Here is a 19,128-nt window from a genome sequence, read left to right as displayed (position 1 = left end):
AATTTAGCTCTTGCGTGTTAGGTTTTGGAGTTACAACGTGCTTACAATTCACACATGAATTCTGTAATGAGCAGATTTCAACTATTTCCATCCAACCCATGAAGCGCCTTTATCTCTTTGCTGGAGTCACAGCTCTAAGCACAACCGCTTGGTATTTCTACAACGCAGCAGGAGATGATCACCCGCCACAAGCCGGTCACACACCTGACCACGTTCATCATGCTCCCTGCGATCACCCCTCGCATAGCAAGGAAATCCCCCAAGTAGGCCATCATAGCTGCAAGGGGTGCTCACACGACCGGCAAGAAGAGCTCGCCGTGGCCCAAGTCCTCGCCGACCAGCGGAAAAGTAGCTGGCCCCATGCCGTGCTGGAACACCTGGAAAAATCCTACCAGGTCTCCGCCCAAACATTGCGCCACCTGAGCCGCTCGGTGAGCTACACCGAGTTCGAGCAGCTCACCGAAGAGCAGCTGGAACGCGTTGTCAAATACACCGAATTTGTGCAAAACCACGAAGCAGATGAGCTCGTTCATCTCTGCTGGGCTGTGGAGACTGATCCAATGTTCGCTTCTGCCATGGACACCGTAAGAGCTCTCGCTATCGAAGAAGGCGAATCGGAGGAGCCGCTTCCTGTTTTCCAAGGAGATGATCGCTGGAGCTACACCGCCACCGATGGCAATGTGGGCTCTACCGGTAGCCCTGTGACCATCACTTGGGGATTTGTCGCCGATGGCACAGACATTGAATCAACCAGCTCTTTCTCCGGCGGCACCAGCGATCTGATCGCCACGCTGAATGCCACCTTCGGAGCATCGACCACCAGCAGCTACGAAGACGCTCCATGGTTCGAATTATTCGAATCTGCATTCACCTACTGGGCGGAAGTCACTGGTAATACCTATGTTTATGTCGATTACGATGACGGCATTGAAATCAACGGGCGCTCCAGCTCAAGAAATACCTACCGAGGCGTGATCGGCGTGCGTCCAGACGTGCGCATTGGCGGCACCACCCTCGACGGCACCTCGAACACTCTGGCCTATAACTATTTTCCAGATGCTGGAGACATGGTCATCGATACCGATGACAGCCTGAATTTCAACAACAGCAGCACCACCAAAAAACGCTTCCGCAACGTCATCGCGCATGAGCACGGACACGGCCTGGGACTCTCCCACGTCTGCCCGGTCGATCGCAGCAAGCTGATGGAGCCGAGTGTGACCACTAATTTCGTTGGCGTGCAGTTTGACGATATGATTACGGTCCAGGGGCTCTATGGCGACAAGTTGGAGCGCAGTGCCAGCTCCACCACGAACGACAGCACCAGCACCGCCTACGATCTGGGCAGCTTACCAGCCAACCTTGAGCGCGAAGAGCTGTCGATTTCCGTCAGTGGAGACGTCGATATCTACCAATTCAGCATCAGCTCGGCAAAAAAACTCAGCCTCCGTCTCACGCCGACCAACCAGGCAGCCTACCTCGAAGGCGAGCAGTTGAGTTCAGGGTGCAGCAGCGGCACAAGCTTCGACCCCAGTGTAAGGCAGGACCTTGCCGTGCGCATCCTCGCGAGCAATGGCAGCACGGTTCTAGCCACAGCGGATGCCACAGCCATTGGCGGAGAAGAGGTCATTAACAATCTGGCTCTTACTCAGACGGGTCAGCCCCACTTCATCGAAGTCACTGGAGGCGGCGAAAACAGCGCCGATAATAACAACGCGCAAATTTACTCCCTCGTCGTCGAAACCGAAGACCTGCCCAACCTCTCAGTAGCCAGCAGCGATGGAGTGGCCAAGGAAAGTGATGTGGCTGATACCGGCAGCTTCACAATCACCTCGAGCATCGCCCCTTCCTCGGATCTCGATATCGCCTACACCGTTTCCGGAAGCGCCAGCTCTGGCAGTGATTTTATAGCGCTGGCTGGCACCGCCACGATCGACAGCGGCGAAACATCCACCGCTGTTTCGGTGAAGGCCATCAGTGACAGCATCGTTGAAGGGGATGAAACGGTGATCATGACCCTCGCCAGCACCAATGACTACGCCATCACCACCGGCACCGCCTCAATCACTATTGAGGACCTTCTTTTTGACGATTGGAGACACACCAACTTCGGCAACGCCACAGAGAACATCGGAGAAAGCGAAGACTTCGACTTCGACGGCCTGCAGAACCTGCTCGAATACGCGCTTGGAGAAGACCCCACAGAGCTGACCAGCGATCGGCCGACTGCCAGTTTGGAAAATGGAGGCACCCAGCTGGTGCTCACCTATCAGGTGGACACCACACTCAGCGATATTCAATACATCGTTGAAGTCTCCCCCACCCTTGGCGACAGCGAAAACCCATGGACCTCCACAGGCGTGACACTGCAGAACGGAGCAATCGTCGACGGCAAACGCACGGTCACAGCTACCGTCAGCGTCACTGCCGAGCGTCAGTTCATGCGCTTGCGCGTGGTGCGCAACTAGAACCTCGCCCCTGTGACCAGACCTTAGCTCAGCCCATCCAGTATCTGACTAAGCGAACTGCTTAAGGAAACGAACGTCGTTCTCGATCAGAGCGCGGATGTCCTTGATACCCCACTTGATCATCGCGAGACGGTCGATGCCCATACCGAAGGCAAAGCCAGTGACCTTGTCCGGGCTGAACACATCGTCGCCGCGCGTTTCGCAGAGCGATTCGAACACGGCGGGATCGACCATGCCACAACCGGCGATCTCAATCCACTTCGGCTCTTGGCCTTTGGCGTGAAGTTTGATGTCGATCTCGAAGCTCGGCTCGGTGAAGGGGAAGAAATGCGGACGGAAGCGCACCTCGGTGTCGTCACCGAACATGCTGCGCAGGAAAAACTCGAGGGTGCCTTTGAGATCGCCCAACTTGACGTCGGTGTCGACGTAGAGACCTTCGAGCTGGTTGAAAACAGAGAGGTGAGTGGCGTCAATTTCGTCACGACGATAGGCCGAACCTGGAGCGATGATGCGCACCGGCGGGGTTGCCTTTTCCATGGTGCGGATTTGCACGCTGGAGGTGTGGGTGCGGAGCAGCTTGCCGCTGTCGAAGTAGAAGGTGTCCTTCTCGTTGCGTGCGGGGTGATCTTCCGGGGTGTTGAGAGCATCGAAGCAGTGATACTCGTCCTCGATTTCCGGGCCTTCCGCCAAGGCAAAGCCCATACGGCGCAGCGCCTGAATCGCCTCGTCTTTCACCTGGGTGATCGGGTGCATGGCGCCGGCAGGCAGCGCGCGTGACGGCAGGGTGAGATCGAGCCCTTGGACCGACTTCTGATCGGCCTCCTCCTCGAGCGCCTGCTGCTTTTCCTCGATCGCGGAAGTGATCGCCTTGCGAGCAACATTGAGAAGCTGGCCGACGACGGGTTTATCTTCCTTAGAGAGATCCTTCATCCCCGCGGAGGCGGCGGTGAGACGTCCCTTCTTTCCGAGAAATGCCACGCGGGCATCATCGAGGGATTTTTCATCGCTCGCAGCAGCTACGGCAGCAAGGGCATCAGTTTGGATGGTTTCGATTTCCTGTTTCATCGGCGGGCTTTTCTTTAGAGAATTCCACGTTGATGTAAATGCGGAAGTCGTGAATTACACCTTCCTGCCAGCTTCTCAGCACTGCTTCTGATCGGAGAAAGGTTCTTGAGGCTCTCATCTGCTGAAGCCAGCACAGGAATAGCCCGATGACAGGAACACCTTAGTCCTCGTCCAAATCCTCCGGACGGACTTCATAGGTTTGGCCGCAGCGTGGGCAGTTCACCTTGATGAACTCCTCACCTTGAAACAGCTCGTCCTTACGATCGCGCCATGAGCTCAAGCTAGGCAAAATGCGCTCGAGGCTGCAGCCGCAGTTGAAATGAAACTTTCGAGTTTCCAGCACCTTGGTTTGCTCTTCCTCAGTGATGGCAGCCACTTTTTTAGCATCGAGTTCATCGAACCACTCCTCGTCATAACCAGGCTGGGCGGCGATCAGGGCATAGTTTTCATCGTCCAGGCGGAAACATTTCGCCGGACGCTGCTCGCTCTGCTTGTAGTAGTGCTCAATCCATTCAATGGCGTCATTCGTCTCCAGCGCAACGGTAGTCACACGGGGTTTTTCTCCCGAGACACTGGTTTGGCTGTAAAGCAGGTTCCGGTCCGGCTCACGCACGTCCTTGGTAAAGAGGCGACCGGTGATGTTCTCAAAAGTGCTACTACCGGTGGCAAAATAATTCACCCGCGGAGCACGCAGGTTGATCGTCCAGGCGAGGGTCTCCGCCCATGGTCGTGCAGTTAGATGCAGAGTGAGAACGGCTAGCAGATCCTTGAGAGTGGCATCCATCTCATTGTCATAGCGTTGCTTGCTCTCCATCAAGTGGATGTAATAGCCGGTGAAAATCGGAGTAAACTGGCCACGCACAAGGAGGCAGTTCCGGTGACGAACAAAAATCGACTCCACCTTGGTGAAGTCTTCGACAGGCTGCATGGATGGCTCGGACATAAAAAAGTATTCGGTTGGAAAGTTTTGGGATTCAGGCGGATTCCGCTTCGCGGTCTTAGACAGGTAGACGGGAGTTGCCAAGTCATTCGATGTATCATCAGCCAAAGAACTGACTACCGCCGACTCGACCTCAAGCCATCCACGAGAAAGCTCAGGCCCGCCGACCGGAGCCGACAAGCCTGAGTTACCTACACAATGAAAAAATAACAGTGAAAATTTGTTCGCTAAGATGAGATGGTTAGGTGCCCGCCATCACTCGGCGAGCACATTACTCCCACCTTGCACTTAGTTGACTACGATTTGTTTAGGCTCGGCTTTCACCTTACGTGGAATTTTCAGATAAAGGATGCCGTCTTCCAGTCGGGCATCGATATTGTCGGTATCCACCTCGTCGGAAATGCGCACCCGGCGTTCGATTTTGCCTAGGAATTTGCGTTCCTCATCCGAGGTCTCCGCAGTGATGAGAAGGAACTCTTCGTCCACGCTCAGGCGAACTTCGTCTTTTTTATAGCCGGGCAGCTCGAGACGTAGATTCCAGCCTTTTTGGGTCGATTCCTCGGAGCCTTCACCTTCGTTGTTTGCCACATCTTCAGAGTATTCCGCCAAGGCGTAATCCTGGTTTTCGCTCGCTCCACGTTCCGGTTGGCCAAAGGCTTCGGTGACAAAGCGGTCGAGTTCTGAGAATAAACGATTATTGATTGGGTAATGGTTGATCATGTTTGTTCTATGTTGGTTTTAATTACACCTCCATAATTGCAAGGTGTATGCCACAGCACCGATAAAGAACTCAAACCACTGTAATTGTTACACTTACATAAAAACACCCCCAACCACGACCACTCCATAACAGCCAATTGGGACAAATTGACGTGTCATTATGTCACCCATGTGTCAGATCTACCCACAAAAAAACGGCCACCGGGGAAATCCCTGGTGACCGTTGTTGAATGGTTTGCTTGTGGCTTAATCGAATTAAGCGGTCGCTGGCGCCTTGTTATCGAGGGCTGCCTTGGCCTGCGCGACGATACTGTTGAAGGTATCGATGTCGTGCACAGCGAGGTCGGCAAGGATCTTGCGATCGACTTCGATGCTGGCGGCTTTGAGGCCTTCGATGAAGCGGGAGTAAGTCAGGTCCTGGGCACGGGTTCCTGCGCTGATACGCTGGATCCAGAGGCGGCGGAACTGGCCTTTACGCTTCTTACGGTCGCGATACTCATAAGTCTGCGCTTTGCGGACAGCGTCCTTGGCATACTTGTAGAGTTTGGAGCGGAAACCGCGGAAACCTTTGGCACGTTTAAGAACGCGCTTCCGGCGCTTGCGGCTGGCTGGGCTATTGGTTGCTCTTGGCATGTTTCTTTGTTTTAGAACGGACGGTTATTTTCACACCCCCCGCAGTCTCGTCCATTCGGTCTCGGTTTTCTGTTTATAGAGCGCCGAGAAGGCTGCGTAGGGGCCGCTCGTGATGCGAGCGGTTGGCGTTGGCGACGCCGATTCTTGCTGTTAGGCAAAAGGAAGACTTGCTTTGACATTCTTGATGTCAGCGTCGGAGACGAGAGCTGCCTTACCCAGGTTGCGTTTCCGCTTCTGGTTCTTTTTAGTAAGAATGTGGCGTTTGCCCTGCTTCCGGCGCAGAATCTTCCCTGTGCCCGTCACCTTGAATCGTTTGGCGACGGCCTTCCGGGTTTTTGCTGTACCTTTTGATTTGGCCATGGGGCGCGGAACCTAGCGAGAAGGCCGTGGATTGCAAGGGGATTTTTGCCTTTTTCTCCACCTCAACGATTTCCTAGCTGACTTCCGTCCCCTGATAGTCTTGCCCCTGCTCGTAGGCATCGAGGTTCTGATTGGTCACCCGTGCAATCTCGGTGAGCGCCTCACGGGTGAAAAAGGCCTGATGCGAGGTGAGCAGGACATTGGGGAAGGTGGTGAGCCGCATGAGCACATCGTCGTCGACCACGTTGTCTGAGAAGTCCTCAAAAAACAGACCCGACTCCTCTTCATAGACATCAAGTGCCAGGCCTCCGAGTTTGTGGGACTTGAGCGATTGGATTGCGGCATCGGCATCGACCAAGCCGCCGCGGGAGGTATTGATCAGGTAGAGGCCGTCTTTACATTTTGCCAAGGACTCCGCATCGATCAGATGGTGGGTCTCCGGGGTCAACGGACAGTGCAGCGAGATGACGTCGGATTGCGCGTAAATGGTGTCGAGCGAGGCAAACTCGAGACCGTCTTTTTCGGTGCCGACTTCAACCGTCGGGTCATAGGCGAGGATCTTCACCCCGAAGCCGCACAGCAGATCGCAGAACACGCGACCAATTTTCCCCACGCCAATCACGCCGACAGTTTTGCCATGCAGGTCAAAGCCCATCAGGCCGCTCAGGGAGAAGTTCCCATCGCGCACCCGTGGATACGCCTTGTGGATGTGACGGTTCAGCGCCAGCAGCAGCGCCAGGGTGTGCTCGGCCACCGCGTAGGGCGAATACTCCGGCACCCGCAGCACGGTGATGCCGAGCTCCTTCGCCTTTTCCAAGTCGACATTGTTGAATCCGGCACAGCGGAGCGCGATCAACTTGATCCCGTGCTCGTGAAGTTTCTCTAAACAATCGCTGGAAAGATCATCATTCACAAAAGCACAGACCGCATCGCAACCTTCCGCAAGAGGCACCGTGGCCGCACGCAGGTGGTTGCCAAAAAACACCCACTCGTGGGAAGAACCTTCGGCTTCGAGGAATTGTTGGTCGTAGGGTTGGGTGGAAAAAACGGCGACTTTCATACCAAGCATCAAAGCAAGCCAATTACCCACGACAAGCACCAAGCGTATATCCAACAGAAAAATCACACTGCTCCACTGTCACTTGAATCTTGATTATCCCCTCTCAGTTCCTAAAACCCCGCCATGCGAACGCTTATTAAACGTGCTCTCAGCAGCGATTCATCCCTCGATACTATCACCATCAAAGGCTGGGTCCGCACCCGGCGCGACTCGAAGGAGTTCTCCTTCCTGGAAATGAACGACGGCTCGTGCCTGGCCAACATCCAGTGCGTGGCCGATGCCGGCATCCCCGGATACGAGGACATTGCCAAGATGACCACGGGCGCCGCAGTCGGGATCACCGGCAAATTGGTCGAGTCCCCGGGCAAAGGCCAGAAGTGGGAAATCCACGCCACCAGCGTCGAGCTCATCGGTGAAGCACCGGCCGACTACCCACTGCAGAAAAAGGGTCACACCCCCGAGTTCCTGCGCAGCATCGCTCATCTACGTCCGCGCGCTAACCTTTACGGCGCGGTTTTTCGCATGCGTAGTCGGATGGCGCAGGCAGTGCACCGCTTTTTTGCCGAGCGCGATTTTAACTACGTGCACACCCCCATCATCACTGACTCCGATTGCGAAGGTGCCGGGGAGATGTTCCGCGTCACCACCCTCGACCCCGCCAAAGCCGAGGCGCAGCAGTTTGAAAACGACTTCTTTGAAAAACCCACCTACCTCACCGTCAGCGGGCAGTTAGAAGGTGAGGCCTTTGCCACCGCCCTCTCGAACATCTACACCTTCGGCCCCACCTTCCGTGCAGAAAACTCGAACACCACACGCCACGCCTCCGAGTTCTGGATGATCGAGCCGGAGATGGCCTTCTGTGATCTTCAAGGCGATATGGACCTCGCCGAGGAGTTCACCAAGTATCTGGTGGACGACGCCCTGAACAACAGCGAGGGCGACCTCGACATCTTCGCCCGCTTTGTCGACAAAGGCCTGCTGGAACGTCTCAAGTTTGTCTCCGAGAAACCCTTCCAGCGCGTCTCCTACACCGAAGCCGTGGAAATCCTCGAGAAGAGCGGCAAGAAATTCGACTACAAAGTCGAGTGGGGCGTGAACCTGCAGTCCGAGCATGAGCGCTACCTCACCGAAGAGCATTTCAAGTGCCCGGTCACCGTTTACAACTACCCGAAAAGCGTCAAACCCTTCTACATGCGCACCAACGAGCCCGATGAGAAGGGCCGCGAAACCGTCACCGCCATGGACGTGCTCGTCCCCGGCATCGGCGAGATCATCGGCGGCGCCCAGCGTGAAGAACGCATGGACGTGCTGCAGGCCAACATGGCAGCTCACAACCTGTCCGAAGAAGACTACGGCTGGTATCTCGACCTGCGCAAATACGGCAGCTGCCCCCACGCCGGTTTCGGCATGGGCTTCGAGCGCATGCTGATGTTTGTCACCGGCATGAAGAACATCCGCGACGTCATCCCCTTCGCCCGGACCCCCGGCTCATGCGAATTCTAAGCCTCCAAAAAATCCTGTAACAACTTATCAATCCTGTCTAAAAATAACCAACCATGATCGTTAAACCTAAAATTCGCGGCTTCATCTGCATCACGTCCCACCCCGACGGTTGCGCGGCCAATGTCCAAGAACAAATCGACTACGTCAAATCCCAGCCCAAGGTCGAAAACGGCCCGAAGAGCGTGCTGGTGATCGGTTCCTCCGCCGGCTACGGCCTCGCCTCACGCATCGTGCCCGCCTTTTCCTCCGGCGCGAACACACTCGGCCTGTTCTTTGAAAAACCAGGCACTGAAAAACGCACCGGATCGGCTGGCTGGTACAATACCGCCGCTTTTGAAAAAGCTGCCACAGAAGAAGGCCTGTTCGCCAAGTCATTGAACGGCGATGCCTTTTCCCACGATCTGAAGAAGCAGGCGATTGACATCATCCAGAAGGAAATGGGCAAGATCGACCTCGTCGTCTACTCCCTCGCCTCCCCCCGCCGCACCGATCCTGACACCGGCGAGACCTACTCGTCCGTGCTCAAAACCACCGGCGGCGATTACACCAACAAAACACTCAACACCGACAAAGGTGAAGTCTCCGAGGTCACCATCGGTGCCGCCACCGAGGAAGAAATCGAGAACACCATCAAGGTGATGGGTGGCGAAGACTGGGAGCTGTGGATGAACGCCCTGGCCGATGCCGACGTGCTCGCTGACGGAGTGAAAACAGTCGCCTACTCCTACATCGGACCTGAACTGACATGGCCGATCTACACCGATGGCACCATCGGTCAGGCGAAGAAGGATCTGGAAAAATCCTGCTCCAAGCTCAACGACAAGCTCTCAGCGCTGAACGGCGAGGCCTATGTCTCCGTCAACAAAGCCCTGGTCACCCAAGCCTCCTCCGCCATCCCCGTGGTGCCGCTTTACATCTCCATTCTCTACAAGGAAATGAAAGCCAAGGGGCTGCACGAAGGCTGCATCGAACAAATCCAGCGCCTGTTCTCCGATCGCCTCTACTCCGGCGACCCTCAACTCGACGACGCCAGTCGTATCCGCATCGACGATTGGGAAATGCGCGACGACATCCAAGCCGCCGTTGCCGAGTCCTGGAAAAAGATCTCCAACGAGAACTTCACCGACCTCGCCGATTTCCAAGGCTACCAAGACGAGTTCCTCCGCCTCTTCGGCTTCGGCATCGACGGTGTCGACTACGAAGCAGAGACCGATCCGGAAACCGCGCCGGCGTCACTGGCGTAGTGCTGAGCTAGCGCGGTCGATCGACCCGCTCTGCTCGTTTCGCTCCAAGTCATTAAAAAAGCCCCCGCTGATTCCAGCGGGGGCTTTTGTTTCAATCCACTTCTGTGAGATCTTAAGTTTCCTAGCGGCGTCTGCGCAGCGTCAGGCTCATGAACCCGAGACCGAGAAGTGCGGCAGATGACGGCTCAGGCACCACAGTGAGTGAGAACCCGTTGAGTGTGGCATTACCTGTTCCCGGCCCGTTATCTATTTGAAAAGAAATATCATCTGTCACCCCATCTGCCACGAAGGTGAAATTGACAAAGGGAATGGAGCCCGTCGCATCGCCACGATCAGTGATTGTAGCACCATTGTAGAGCGTCGATTGCACATTGCCCTCAGCGGCTAGGTTCCCACCGTAAGTCACGGTAAATTGCCCCTCTTGACTGATGTTGTCACCAATCCCCCAGATAGAGAGGGTAATGGTATCGCCTACGGAAGAATTCACCAAGAGGCCATCAAAGGTAACAATGGTGCCCGCTGCAGCAAACGCGTAACCTTCGGTAATGGGATTCAGGTCATTGTGAGAAGTATCTCCTGCATTGAAACCAGAATTTGTGCCCGTGTTAGGCAGGCCGTCGATGTGACTTGTAGTTACGGTGAAGCCTCCAATCACGACGCCACCGCCGAAATTGCTACCAAAGTTAGAAGCGTTCCCTCCCCCCGTGCTATTGTAAAACGTATCGGATGCAGAGAGTCCCGAAGAAGGGTTTTGAGAGATGAAATCATTGATGGTGGGGATACCGGCATCACCGTCTCCGCGTCCATCCGGCACGTCAACATTCACGGCAATGCCAGCCGCCATGGCGTGGCCACTCATCAAGAGCGAGGGAAGTAGCGTTGTAAGTATCTTGCGGGTTTTCATAATGTATTAATTAATGGCTAATTGGGTTTGTATGTTTGGGTCATCATGATTCCCACATCGCCACGATTAACAATGAAGGGGGTTATTGATGACAGTGAATGATTTTCACACAGCACCCACTCAACAACAAGAAGCTTACTTTATCACTACACCGCACCCGCTTATCATTTTTCGTCTAAACCACTTCGATTCAGAACCTTAGACCCACGCAACCTCACTCTCACGCTCCAATGGAGAGTCGAAGACACAGCACATCACAGCCCCTGAATGAGGAATCCCCCAATCAGAAGCCCGCGAGCGGCAAGGCAGGGCAACGAACTACTTCCCTGATGGCACCACGGTGAGAGTGCCCGGCTTGGCCGTCATTTTAAAACCATCGGAAAACCGCACCACCAAGGGCTTGTTTTGGAAATTATAGGCCGCGTAGGTTTTCTTCCCGCCCTTGAGGTAAATATTGGTGAAGGGATGTGTGGAGATGATGCCCGAGTCGTTGCGACCAAGCCGGTCCAAGGTGTGAATCCAGTGATACATGAAGGCATGAGTATTCCCTCCTTCCAGACTGCAGCTGGGGTTTTCATCGATGTATTTCGCCGCCATCTGGGGATCGTTCAACGCATTAAACATTACCACCAGGTCGCCCCAGCCGTTGTTGTAGTCGTTTCCTTTTTCACGTTTCTCCACAATGCGATCGTGGTTCTTTTTCACATAGTCAGGAAAGCGCCCCATGTAGATCGAGGCCGGGGTGAATGGCAGCCAGTTGATTCCGTGGATGCAATCGATGTCGCCGGAAAACCATGTCGCAAAGGCGCCCTTGCCACCCCAGATCATGCCGAGTGCCACGTTGGGAAAGTCCTTGGGGAAATTGGTCCCCGAGACATCGAACCAATACTCCTCCACCGCCGTCCGTTCGGTGTTGTAGAGGAAGATGCCGGTGTCGCGCAGTGCGGTGTCACCGGTCGCCTCTCCCCAGAGCATCAGCCCATACCAGGCATTCATCGATTCGGACGACGACTCCTGATTGTTGCCATCGGCAAACTTCGCATGCCCTGACGCCCATGAGTGACCGGCGTAGAGATCGAAACAACGGAGACGCGGAAACATGGGATCGTCCTTTTTGATGGAGGCAATGTCACGGATGACCAAGTTCACCATCGGCCCCCATTTTTTCGCCCAAGCTGGGTCGAGACGAGCCACCTCCCCTGCTGCCCGGATAAAATACCCGTAGTGGAAGTGGTGATCATTGAGCTGATCAGCACTGCCATAAGATGGTTTGTTGCCAATCAAGGTGCCCCAAGTTTTGTTGTAGTAGAAAAGAGGTGTCTGCTCACCCTGACTGGCGGTGAACCAGTTTTCCAGACGAGTGCGGATTTCATCGACGAATACCTCCTGCAGCTTCTTCTCACCGAGCATTTCTGCAATGCCGCTGAGGGTGGCCAATTTGCCAAGGTGCTTCCCTTCCCAGTAGGTGTCCTTGTATTCCGTCGTTTGGTTCGCAGCTTCTTTTTTGAGGTAATCCAACATCCGAGCACGGTCGGCAATGCCTTCTGCAGGCAACATCGGCAGCAATCCCTGAATCGGCACCGCGGTGCTAAAACCAGCGCCTGTTGCAATTTTCATCGCCCCGCGCACCGAGCGATATTCCTGCCCGGTCAGCGCGGCTTCGCTGTATTTCCACTGATGGGGGTAAAGTGCAAAAATCGTCCCAGCCCCGGATCCTTCCATCGCCTTGGTCTCGATCTGATAGGCCGTCTTGAGCGTGCCATTGAGGGGCTTGTAGACCACCGAAGTATGGGTGACGTGGTTGTGAGCGTGTTTTTTGAAAAGGCTGAAAGTTTTGGTTTCTTTGTCCGGTAAAAGTGCGATGGAAAAATAGCCCTTCGATTTCTCATTGGTCCATTTCGAGCCATCCAGACCGGTCCACTTCGAGCCTTTGGAACCGAATAATGCATAGTGACTACCTCGCACAGTCACGCCCAGCACGGAGTCGCCCTCCTTCCCCTGCCAGACCACCGGCTTGTCAGAGAACGTCAGCTGAGGGTTACCCCCCTTGATCTTTCCGAAAACGTAGGGGCTGCCATGACCGAAGCTTGTTTGCAATTGAGCAGAGTCTTGAGTGAAATCAGCAGTAACAAACCAAGCGGAGTAGCCGCCAAGTTTGCTCGAAGGAAAGGAACTCACCTCGCTGTGACCGATGACGAAGTCGCCCGTGGTGGACACGCCACTGCCCATAATGTTCCCTGAACGGCCATCGATGCCAGCTCCCGGATACGAGACGGCGAGACCGCCGGAGTGGCAGACCATGCCCAGCGGATGAGGGAAAAGATTCTGCGAGTAATTCTCCCAGACGAGGGAGCTCCACCACTGATTCGTGGGTGTGGCTCCTTGAAGATCATCGGATTTTGATATCTGTGTTGGCAAGGGCTGACAATCGACAGGCCTAACAGTGGTGTAACTGCCGGCTCCCACTTTCACGATCTCAGCTGAAACGAAGCCCGTTGAACAGAACGCCCCCATCCATAGTAAATATTTTAAACGCATGATACATCACTACACTACCCCCTGAGGCTGAGGCGATTCCTTTTCATTAAATTAGCGGCAATTGGCTAGATCTCAAATCCTGACTATACTTTCACTCAACGGTCATAGTAAAGTCTGTCATGCCAGCCAAGGAACGAGCCGATGCGTTGTTAGTCTCCCGCGCACTTTGTGATTCACGGGAACAGGCGAAACGTCTGATCCTCGCAGGCGAAGTCATGGTCGGCACCACGGTGGTAGCCAAGCCAAGCACCAAGATCGATTCCGACGCCGAGATCACGGTGAAGCAGCGACCTAAATTCGTCGGTCGCGGCGGGCTGAAAATGGAGGGCGCGCTGGATGCTTTCAAGATCGACCCCACAGGCCTCACTTGCCTCGACGTCGGAGCGTCCACCGGCGGCTTTACCGACTGCCTTTTACAGCGTGGTGCAGTGCGAGTTCACGCCGTCGATGTCGGCACCAACCAACTGGTCTGGAAACTCCGCAACGACCCCCGCGTGGTGGTGAAGGAGAAATTCAACGCCCGCCACATGACACCGGACGACATTGGCGAACCCATCGATCTCGCCGTCACCGACGTGTCCTTCATTTCCCTAACAAAAATTCTCCCGCCGATGTTTGAGACCTTGAAAGAGGGCGGTCAGATCGTCTGCCTGATCAAACCGCAGTTCGAACTGCAGCGCGATGATATCAGCAAGGGAGGTATCGTGAGAGACCCGGAACTGCACCAGCGAGCAGTGGATAAGATTCACGACTTTGTCACTCAAGAGCTCGGGCACACGTGGATTGAGTGCATTGATTCTCCGATCAAGGGGACAGATGGGAATCGGGAGTTTTTGGCCTGGTTGCGTTTGAGTGAGGAATCATAGGACTTATAGGTCCCATACGACCTATGCTTCAGCGAGCTTTTCCAGCAGCTGCGTGATCGGTAAACCTACCACGTTATCGTAGTCACCCCTCACCTCGTCGATGATCATCTCTCCGTGTTCCTGCACGGCGTAGGATCCGGCTTTGTCCATGACGTTGACCTTGGTCATGTAGTCTTGGATCAGCTCGGGTGTTAGAGTTTTGAAAACCACCTCGGTGATGCAGTGGAAGCTGTTGGTGGTTTCACCTTGGGCGATGCACACGCCGGTGCACACTTGATGAGCGCGACCGGAAAGCTTGGCGAGCGTTTCGCGGGCTTCTTGTTCCGACTTGGGTTTACCGAGCGGGGTTTGATCGATGTAAACCAACGTATCGGCGCCGATCACTGCGGCCTCAGGGTGATCCTTCGCCACCTCCACAGCCTTGAGCCGCGCATTCTCTTCGCAGAGCAAGTGCAGCGGCATGTCAACATCATGAATCTCCTCGGCGGGCGATGGGATGACGTCAAAATCGAGCCCCGCCTCGGCGAGCATTTCACGCCGCCGTGGCGAGCCGGATGCTAGAATAATTTGAGCCATGGCTGCCTACGGCACACGAGGGAACTTGGAGAAGTCAGGCTGACGTTTTTCCACGAAAGCATTCTTACCTTCCTTGCCCTCCTCACTCATGTAGTAGAGCATGGTGGCGTTGCCAGCGAGGTCTAACAGGCCCATCTGACCGTCGCAATCGGCATTGAGCGCGGACTTCAGGCAGCGCAGGGCGATCGGTGAGTGCTGGAGCATTTCACGGCACCATTGCACGGTTTCTTTTTCCAAATCGGCAAGTGGCACCACGGTGTTAACCAAGCCCATATCCAGAGCTTCCTGAGCACCGTATTGGCGGCAGAGATACCAGATTTCGCGGGCCTTTTTCTGCCCGACGATACGAGCAAGGTAGCTGGAACCGAGCCCTCCGTCGAAGGATCCCACCTTGGGACCTGTCTGGCCGAAGATGGCATTATCCGCCGCGATGCTGAGATCACAGACAACGTGAAGAACGTGACCACCGCCGATGGCGTATCCGGCGACCATGGCGACCACAGGTTTCGGCAAATTACGGATCTTGCGCTGCACATCGAGGATATTCAGGCGTGGCACCCCATCGCCTCCGATGTAGCCGGCGTGACCGCGGACTTTTTGATCTCCTCCGGAACAGAACGCTTTGTCCCCCGTTCCAGTGAGAATGATCACGCCCACTTCTGGATCTTCGTGAGCCAGATCCAATGAGATTAACAGCTCCTTGGTGGTCTCGGGGCGGAAGGCATTCCGCACCTCCGGCCGATTGATGGTGATCTTGGCGATCTGACCGTCCTCGCTTTTCTCGTAGAGAATGTCTTCAAATTCGTGTGCTGATGTCCACATGGGCAGAGTTTTAAGTTCTAAGGTTTAAGATTCAAGTTGTTTCGAGAAATGCCCTGACCAAGTCGGCAAATTGCGTCGGTTTTTCCCACGGCACACGGTGACCGCAGTCGGCGACAACCTCATGATGCCCCTGCGGTAAATGTGGCACCGCCTCGGCGGCAAGCTCGCTAAACTTACGGTCACGTTCACCGCTGAGCCAGAGAACCGGTGTGCGAATTTCCTGCAATCGCGGAGTGAGATCTTTCTGAGCACCAAGCGACCAATCGATGAACGAGCGGGCAATGGACGCCCGACGATCTTTCAGGCTCAGCCGCTCCGGCATTTCCACGCCTTCTAATACCCCTTGCGCACTCCATTGCTCAAGAAATTCAGGCCATTCACCCTTGAGGGCGCGGGCCGACCACTCGGCGTCACTAATGCGGCGCGCCGCTCGCTCGGACTCATCGCTGAGCCCCGGATGCGCGGAAATGATGACCGCGGATTTCCAAAAGTCAGGCTTTGCCAGCAAGGCATGCAGGGCGAGCCGACCGCCCATGGAATACCCGACCAAGGTCGGTGAAGGATCGATGCGAGTGATCTCCCCTGCCAGAGTATCGCCGAACTTTTCCAGCGGCATCGGGCAGCAGTCGAGAAAGCGCCAGAGGTCGAGTCGGCGCACCTCCTCACCCTGCGCGCGCATGGCGGAGGCAAATGGATGCCAATCTGCCGCCCTGCCGACGGCGCCGTGCAGGGCCCAGATCATCGTCTTTCTAACTAAATTTCGTTAGAGCGACTTCAAACATGCCTGAATGGCATCGAAGTCAGGCAGATCTTTAGGGTGATCTTGCACCTCGGCGTATTTCACCACGCCGGATTTATCGACGACGAAGGCAGAGCGCTTGGCCACGCCACCCATGATCAGATTCGCTTCCGGCAGGAAGGCGTCGTATGCCACGCCGTAAGCCTTGGCGACGTCGTGCTCGTAATCGCTGAGCAGCGTGATGCCGATGCCTTCTTTCTGAGCCCATGCTTCCTGAGCAAAAGGGTTGTCACCAGAGATACCGATCACTTTGGCATCCAGATCTTCGTAAACAGAGATCCCTTTGGTGATGTCGCAGAACTCATCGGTGCAGACGCCGGTGAATGCCATGGGCACGAAGAGGAGAACCAAGTTGGACGAGCCGACAAGCTCGGAAAGCGTGACGGTTTCCGGTCCGTCGGCAGTTTTGGTAACGAGGGTAAAATCGGGGGCTTTGTCGCCTACTTGAATGCTCATGATATGATGTTGGTTATGGTTGCTTGGATCAAAATCGACCCCCGCCAGAGTAATAAAATGCCCGACACCATGACAAGCCTCAACCCGCACCATCGATGCCTATGTCACGCTCGCGTTTGGCACGCATCTGTTGTAAATCTGCCAGACTAGGGGTCGGGGCCAACAACTTCCGCGCCAGCCACCATCCGGTCAAAGCGCCGCCGAAGTGACAGGCATGACTCACGAGGAACAACGCCTCGCCACCCCACACCTCCAAAGTTTCACCCATGGTCGACAAACCAGGGATGCCGAGCGCTGGAGTCAGCAGCCACAGCAACCCCTCCGCCACAATGATTCCTATGCCCAGAGTCTTGCCACTGACAGGAACCGGCCACATTTTCGACTCCGGAGACAGCGTGGTCAGGGTGATTAAAAGGGCGCAACAGGCACCTGAGATCCCGACCAGCCGAAGCTCCTGATAGCCATTGGCTAACATCACTACGGAGGTCAACAAATGCAAAAAACCGCCCACAGCCACGCCGCAGACAACCACTCTGACCCAAGCTTGCTGTCCCAGAATATGAATCACTCTACCGCCAATCAGCCAGAGCATGAGCACATTGATCAATAGGTGAAACCAGCTACCATGGAGTAAGGCATAGCTGAGAATTTGCCAGACCTGCCATTGCTTGACGCCCGACCACGACAATCCCAAATGAATAAACAATTCCGGCACATGGCGCGGACCTCCAGCCTGCTCGACACCCCAATGAATCCCGACTAATAAAACCACCAAACAAGTCGCCAAGTCCAGCCCAGGCAAGCGCACCCGAACACGCGGCAGCCATGGCAGCTTCGGCGTGTCTTGGGGGATTTCCGGTGGAGGCATAGGCAACTCAATCATCGTCTGGCACACTTGCCCATCCAACGGATGCGCAACTTCCTAGACTACGACAGTCGACAGTGCCAATTTGCTCAAATTTGAGCGATAATAAATTTGCCCTATTCCCAGGACGATCTAGCGAGCACGAGGCTCCGCCTTGACCTTGGACCCGGCACCCGGCGAAGTCACGAAGGGACCGCCTGCCAAGGGAGCCTCACCGGTGAAGGCGACGTCTGGCATTTCACTCGGCTTTCCAGCCAACGGGAACTCCTTACGCAGCGGGTGGAACGGATACCCTTCCCACATTAAGATACGGCGCAGGTCGGGGTGACCGGAAAAGCGGATCCCCATCATGTCGTAAATTTCACGTTCGTGCCAATCCGCAGTAGCCCAGATGTCGGAGACAGTGGGCACTTCCACCCCCTCGTCGATAGCAACCTTGACCCGCAGATGCACGGAATCGTCCACCGTGGCCAGTTCATAGACGACCACAAAACGGGGATCCTCCCCGGTGTTATCGACGCTGGAAGCATCGAGCAAAAAATTCAGCCCCAGTTCACGGTTGGCAAACTCCATCACCGCGCGAAAATCATCCAGCGGGACGGTGACGCTGTGCTCACCCCGGAACTCCACACTGGTGGCGGTGGTGAATTTCTTGAGAACTTGTTCGGCAGCTTCTTGGGCAGTCATGGAAAACGGTGTCGGATTTCGATGTTTAAAAATGGATTAGGCGTCAGGTGTCACTTGCTTCTGCACCTTGGTCGGTTCCTCGGTTTCGATCTTCTTCTGAAGTTTCATCAAACCCTCGATGAGGGCCTCGGGGCGCGGCGGGCAGCCGGAAATATAGACATCCACAGGAATCAACTGATCGATCCCCTGTAGCACGGCGTAGCTGCGATACATACCGCCACTGGAGGCACAAGCGCCCATGGCAATGCACCACTTCGGCTCGGGCATCTGATCCCAGACTCGCTTGACGGCGAGCGCCATCTTATAAGTGACGGTGCCAGCGACGATCATGACGTCACTCTGACGCGGGGAAAAGCGCATCACCTCCGCACCAAAGCGGGAGATATCAAAGCGTGAGGACGCGGTGGCCATCAGCTCAATAGCACAACAGGCCAGCCCCATCGGCATTGGCCACAGTGAGTTTTTCCGCATCCAGTTAATCGCCGCATCGACACGGGTGAAGACAATGTTGCCTTCAATCTTCGAATCGAAAGCCGCATGGGTCAGCGCTGCTTGCGCACTTTCTAAGGTGTCAGCGGAACTCTGGGTATCAGTGGATGTAACCATGGCAAAAATTAAGGGA

19 protein-coding genes are annotated in these 19,128 nt (G+C 55.3%); 4 read left to right on the top strand and 15 right to left on the bottom strand.

What is annotated here, in order from left to right:
* Positions 1–98: 98 nt before the first annotated feature.
* Positions 99–2,468 (top strand): matrixin family metalloprotease, encoded by a 2,370-nt coding sequence (locus JO972_RS04965; RefSeq protein WP_309488899.1) that lies wholly within the window; start codon positions 99–101, stop codon positions 2,466–2,468.
* Between the two features lie 48 nt (positions 2,469–2,516).
* On the opposite strand, the gene pheS is transcribed toward JO972_RS04965, so the two are convergent.
* The 6 genes from pheS to JO972_RS04935 all read right to left on the bottom strand — a co-directional run bounded on the left by pheS (position 2,517) and on the right by JO972_RS04935 (position 7,246).
* A complete protein-coding gene (pheS, locus tag JO972_RS04960; protein ID WP_309488898.1) occupies positions 2,517–3,533 on the bottom strand; it encodes a phenylalanine--tRNA ligase subunit alpha in 1,017 nt (338 codons plus the stop codon).
* A 160-nt stretch (positions 3,534–3,693) separates the two neighbouring features.
* Positions 3,694–4,476: an Hsp33 family molecular chaperone HslO gene (locus JO972_RS04955; RefSeq protein WP_309488897.1), complete on the bottom strand. Its 783-nt coding sequence runs from the start codon at positions 4,474–4,476 to the stop codon at positions 3,694–3,696.
* 285 nt (positions 4,477–4,761) lie between these two features.
* On the bottom strand, positions 4,762–5,193 hold the full coding sequence (locus JO972_RS04950) for an Hsp20/alpha crystallin family protein (protein ID WP_309488896.1): 432 nt from the start codon (positions 5,191–5,193) through the stop codon (positions 4,762–4,764).
* A gap of 255 nt (positions 5,194–5,448) precedes the next feature.
* A complete protein-coding gene (rplT, locus tag JO972_RS04945) occupies positions 5,449–5,826 on the bottom strand; it encodes a 50S ribosomal protein L20 (protein ID WP_309488895.1) in 378 nt (125 codons plus the stop codon).
* Between the two features lie 150 nt (positions 5,827–5,976).
* A complete protein-coding gene (rpmI, locus tag JO972_RS04940) occupies positions 5,977–6,186 on the bottom strand; it encodes a 50S ribosomal protein L35 (protein ID WP_309488894.1) in 210 nt (69 codons plus the stop codon).
* Positions 6,187–6,259: 73 nt separating this feature from the next.
* The gene (locus JO972_RS04935; protein WP_309488893.1) at positions 6,260–7,246 is read right to left on the bottom strand and encodes a 2-hydroxyacid dehydrogenase; all 987 of its coding nucleotides are present in this window, start codon (positions 7,244–7,246) and stop codon (positions 6,260–6,262) included.
* Positions 7,247–7,369: 123 nt separating this feature from the next.
* Here JO972_RS04935 and asnS point away from each other — a divergent pair, with 123 nt between their 5' ends.
* Together asnS and fabV are read left to right on the top strand one after the other, a co-directional pair.
* A complete protein-coding gene (gene asnS, locus JO972_RS04930; protein WP_309488892.1) occupies positions 7,370–8,749 on the top strand; it encodes an asparagine--tRNA ligase in 1,380 nt (459 codons plus the stop codon).
* A gap of 53 nt (positions 8,750–8,802) precedes the next feature.
* Positions 8,803–9,993: an enoyl-ACP reductase FabV gene (gene fabV / locus JO972_RS04925; protein WP_309488891.1), complete on the top strand. Its 1,191-nt coding sequence runs from the start codon at positions 8,803–8,805 to the stop codon at positions 9,991–9,993.
* Between the two features lie 121 nt (positions 9,994–10,114).
* Here fabV and JO972_RS04920 read toward each other — a convergent pair whose 3' ends face one another.
* Entirely contained in the window at positions 10,115–10,897 is a 783-nt protein-coding gene (locus JO972_RS04920) for a PEP-CTERM sorting domain-containing protein (protein WP_309488890.1), read from the bottom strand.
* Between the two features lie 318 nt (positions 10,898–11,215).
* Entirely contained in the window at positions 11,216–13,315 is a 2,100-nt protein-coding gene (locus JO972_RS04915; RefSeq protein WP_309488889.1) for a glycosyl hydrolase, read from the bottom strand.
* 239 nt (positions 13,316–13,554) lie between these two features.
* On the opposite strand from JO972_RS04915, the gene JO972_RS04910 reads away from it, so the two are divergent.
* Complete coding sequence (locus JO972_RS04910; protein ID WP_309488888.1) at positions 13,555–14,301, top strand: TlyA family RNA methyltransferase; 747 nt, start codon at positions 13,555–13,557, stop codon at positions 14,299–14,301.
* Positions 14,302–14,322: 21 nt separating this feature from the next.
* Here the strand turns inward: JO972_RS04910 and JO972_RS04905 are convergent, their stop codons facing one another.
* The 7 genes from JO972_RS04905 to nuoB all read right to left on the bottom strand — a co-directional run bounded on the left by JO972_RS04905 (position 14,323) and on the right by nuoB (position 19,112).
* Entirely contained in the window at positions 14,323–14,877 is a 555-nt protein-coding gene (locus JO972_RS04905) for a Maf family protein (protein ID WP_309488887.1), read from the bottom strand.
* Positions 14,878–14,883: 6 nt separating this feature from the next.
* Positions 14,884–15,699 (bottom strand): 1,4-dihydroxy-2-naphthoyl-CoA synthase, encoded by an 816-nt coding sequence (gene menB, locus JO972_RS04900; protein ID WP_309488886.1) that lies wholly within the window; start codon positions 15,697–15,699, stop codon positions 14,884–14,886.
* A 31-nt stretch (positions 15,700–15,730) separates the two neighbouring features.
* Positions 15,731–16,441 carry an alpha/beta fold hydrolase gene (locus JO972_RS04895; protein WP_309488885.1) on the bottom strand — a complete coding sequence of 237 codons (711 nt, stop codon included), beginning with the start codon at positions 16,439–16,441 and terminating at the stop codon, positions 15,731–15,733.
* 21 nt (positions 16,442–16,462) lie between these two features.
* The gene (locus JO972_RS04890) at positions 16,463–16,954 is read right to left on the bottom strand and encodes a redoxin domain-containing protein (protein WP_309488884.1); all 492 of its coding nucleotides are present in this window, start codon (positions 16,952–16,954) and stop codon (positions 16,463–16,465) included.
* A gap of 79 nt (positions 16,955–17,033) precedes the next feature.
* Entirely contained in the window at positions 17,034–17,822 is a 789-nt protein-coding gene (locus JO972_RS04885) for a rhomboid family intramembrane serine protease (protein WP_309488883.1), read from the bottom strand.
* Between the two features lie 129 nt (positions 17,823–17,951).
* Entirely contained in the window at positions 17,952–18,506 is a 555-nt protein-coding gene (locus tag JO972_RS04880; RefSeq protein WP_309488882.1) for an NADH-quinone oxidoreductase subunit C, read from the bottom strand.
* 36 nt (positions 18,507–18,542) lie between these two features.
* A complete protein-coding gene (gene nuoB, locus JO972_RS04875) occupies positions 18,543–19,112 on the bottom strand; it encodes an NADH-quinone oxidoreductase subunit NuoB (protein WP_309488881.1) in 570 nt (189 codons plus the stop codon).
* Positions 19,113–19,128 lie beyond the last annotated feature (16 nt).

It is taken from the genome of Oceaniferula flava (assembly GCF_016811075.1).
GTDB lineage: Bacteria > Verrucomicrobiota > Verrucomicrobiia > Verrucomicrobiales > Akkermansiaceae > Oceaniferula > Oceaniferula flava.
The sequence above is the reverse complement of the archived record's forward strand: the minus strand, read 5'-3'. Positions and strand labels throughout refer to the sequence as shown.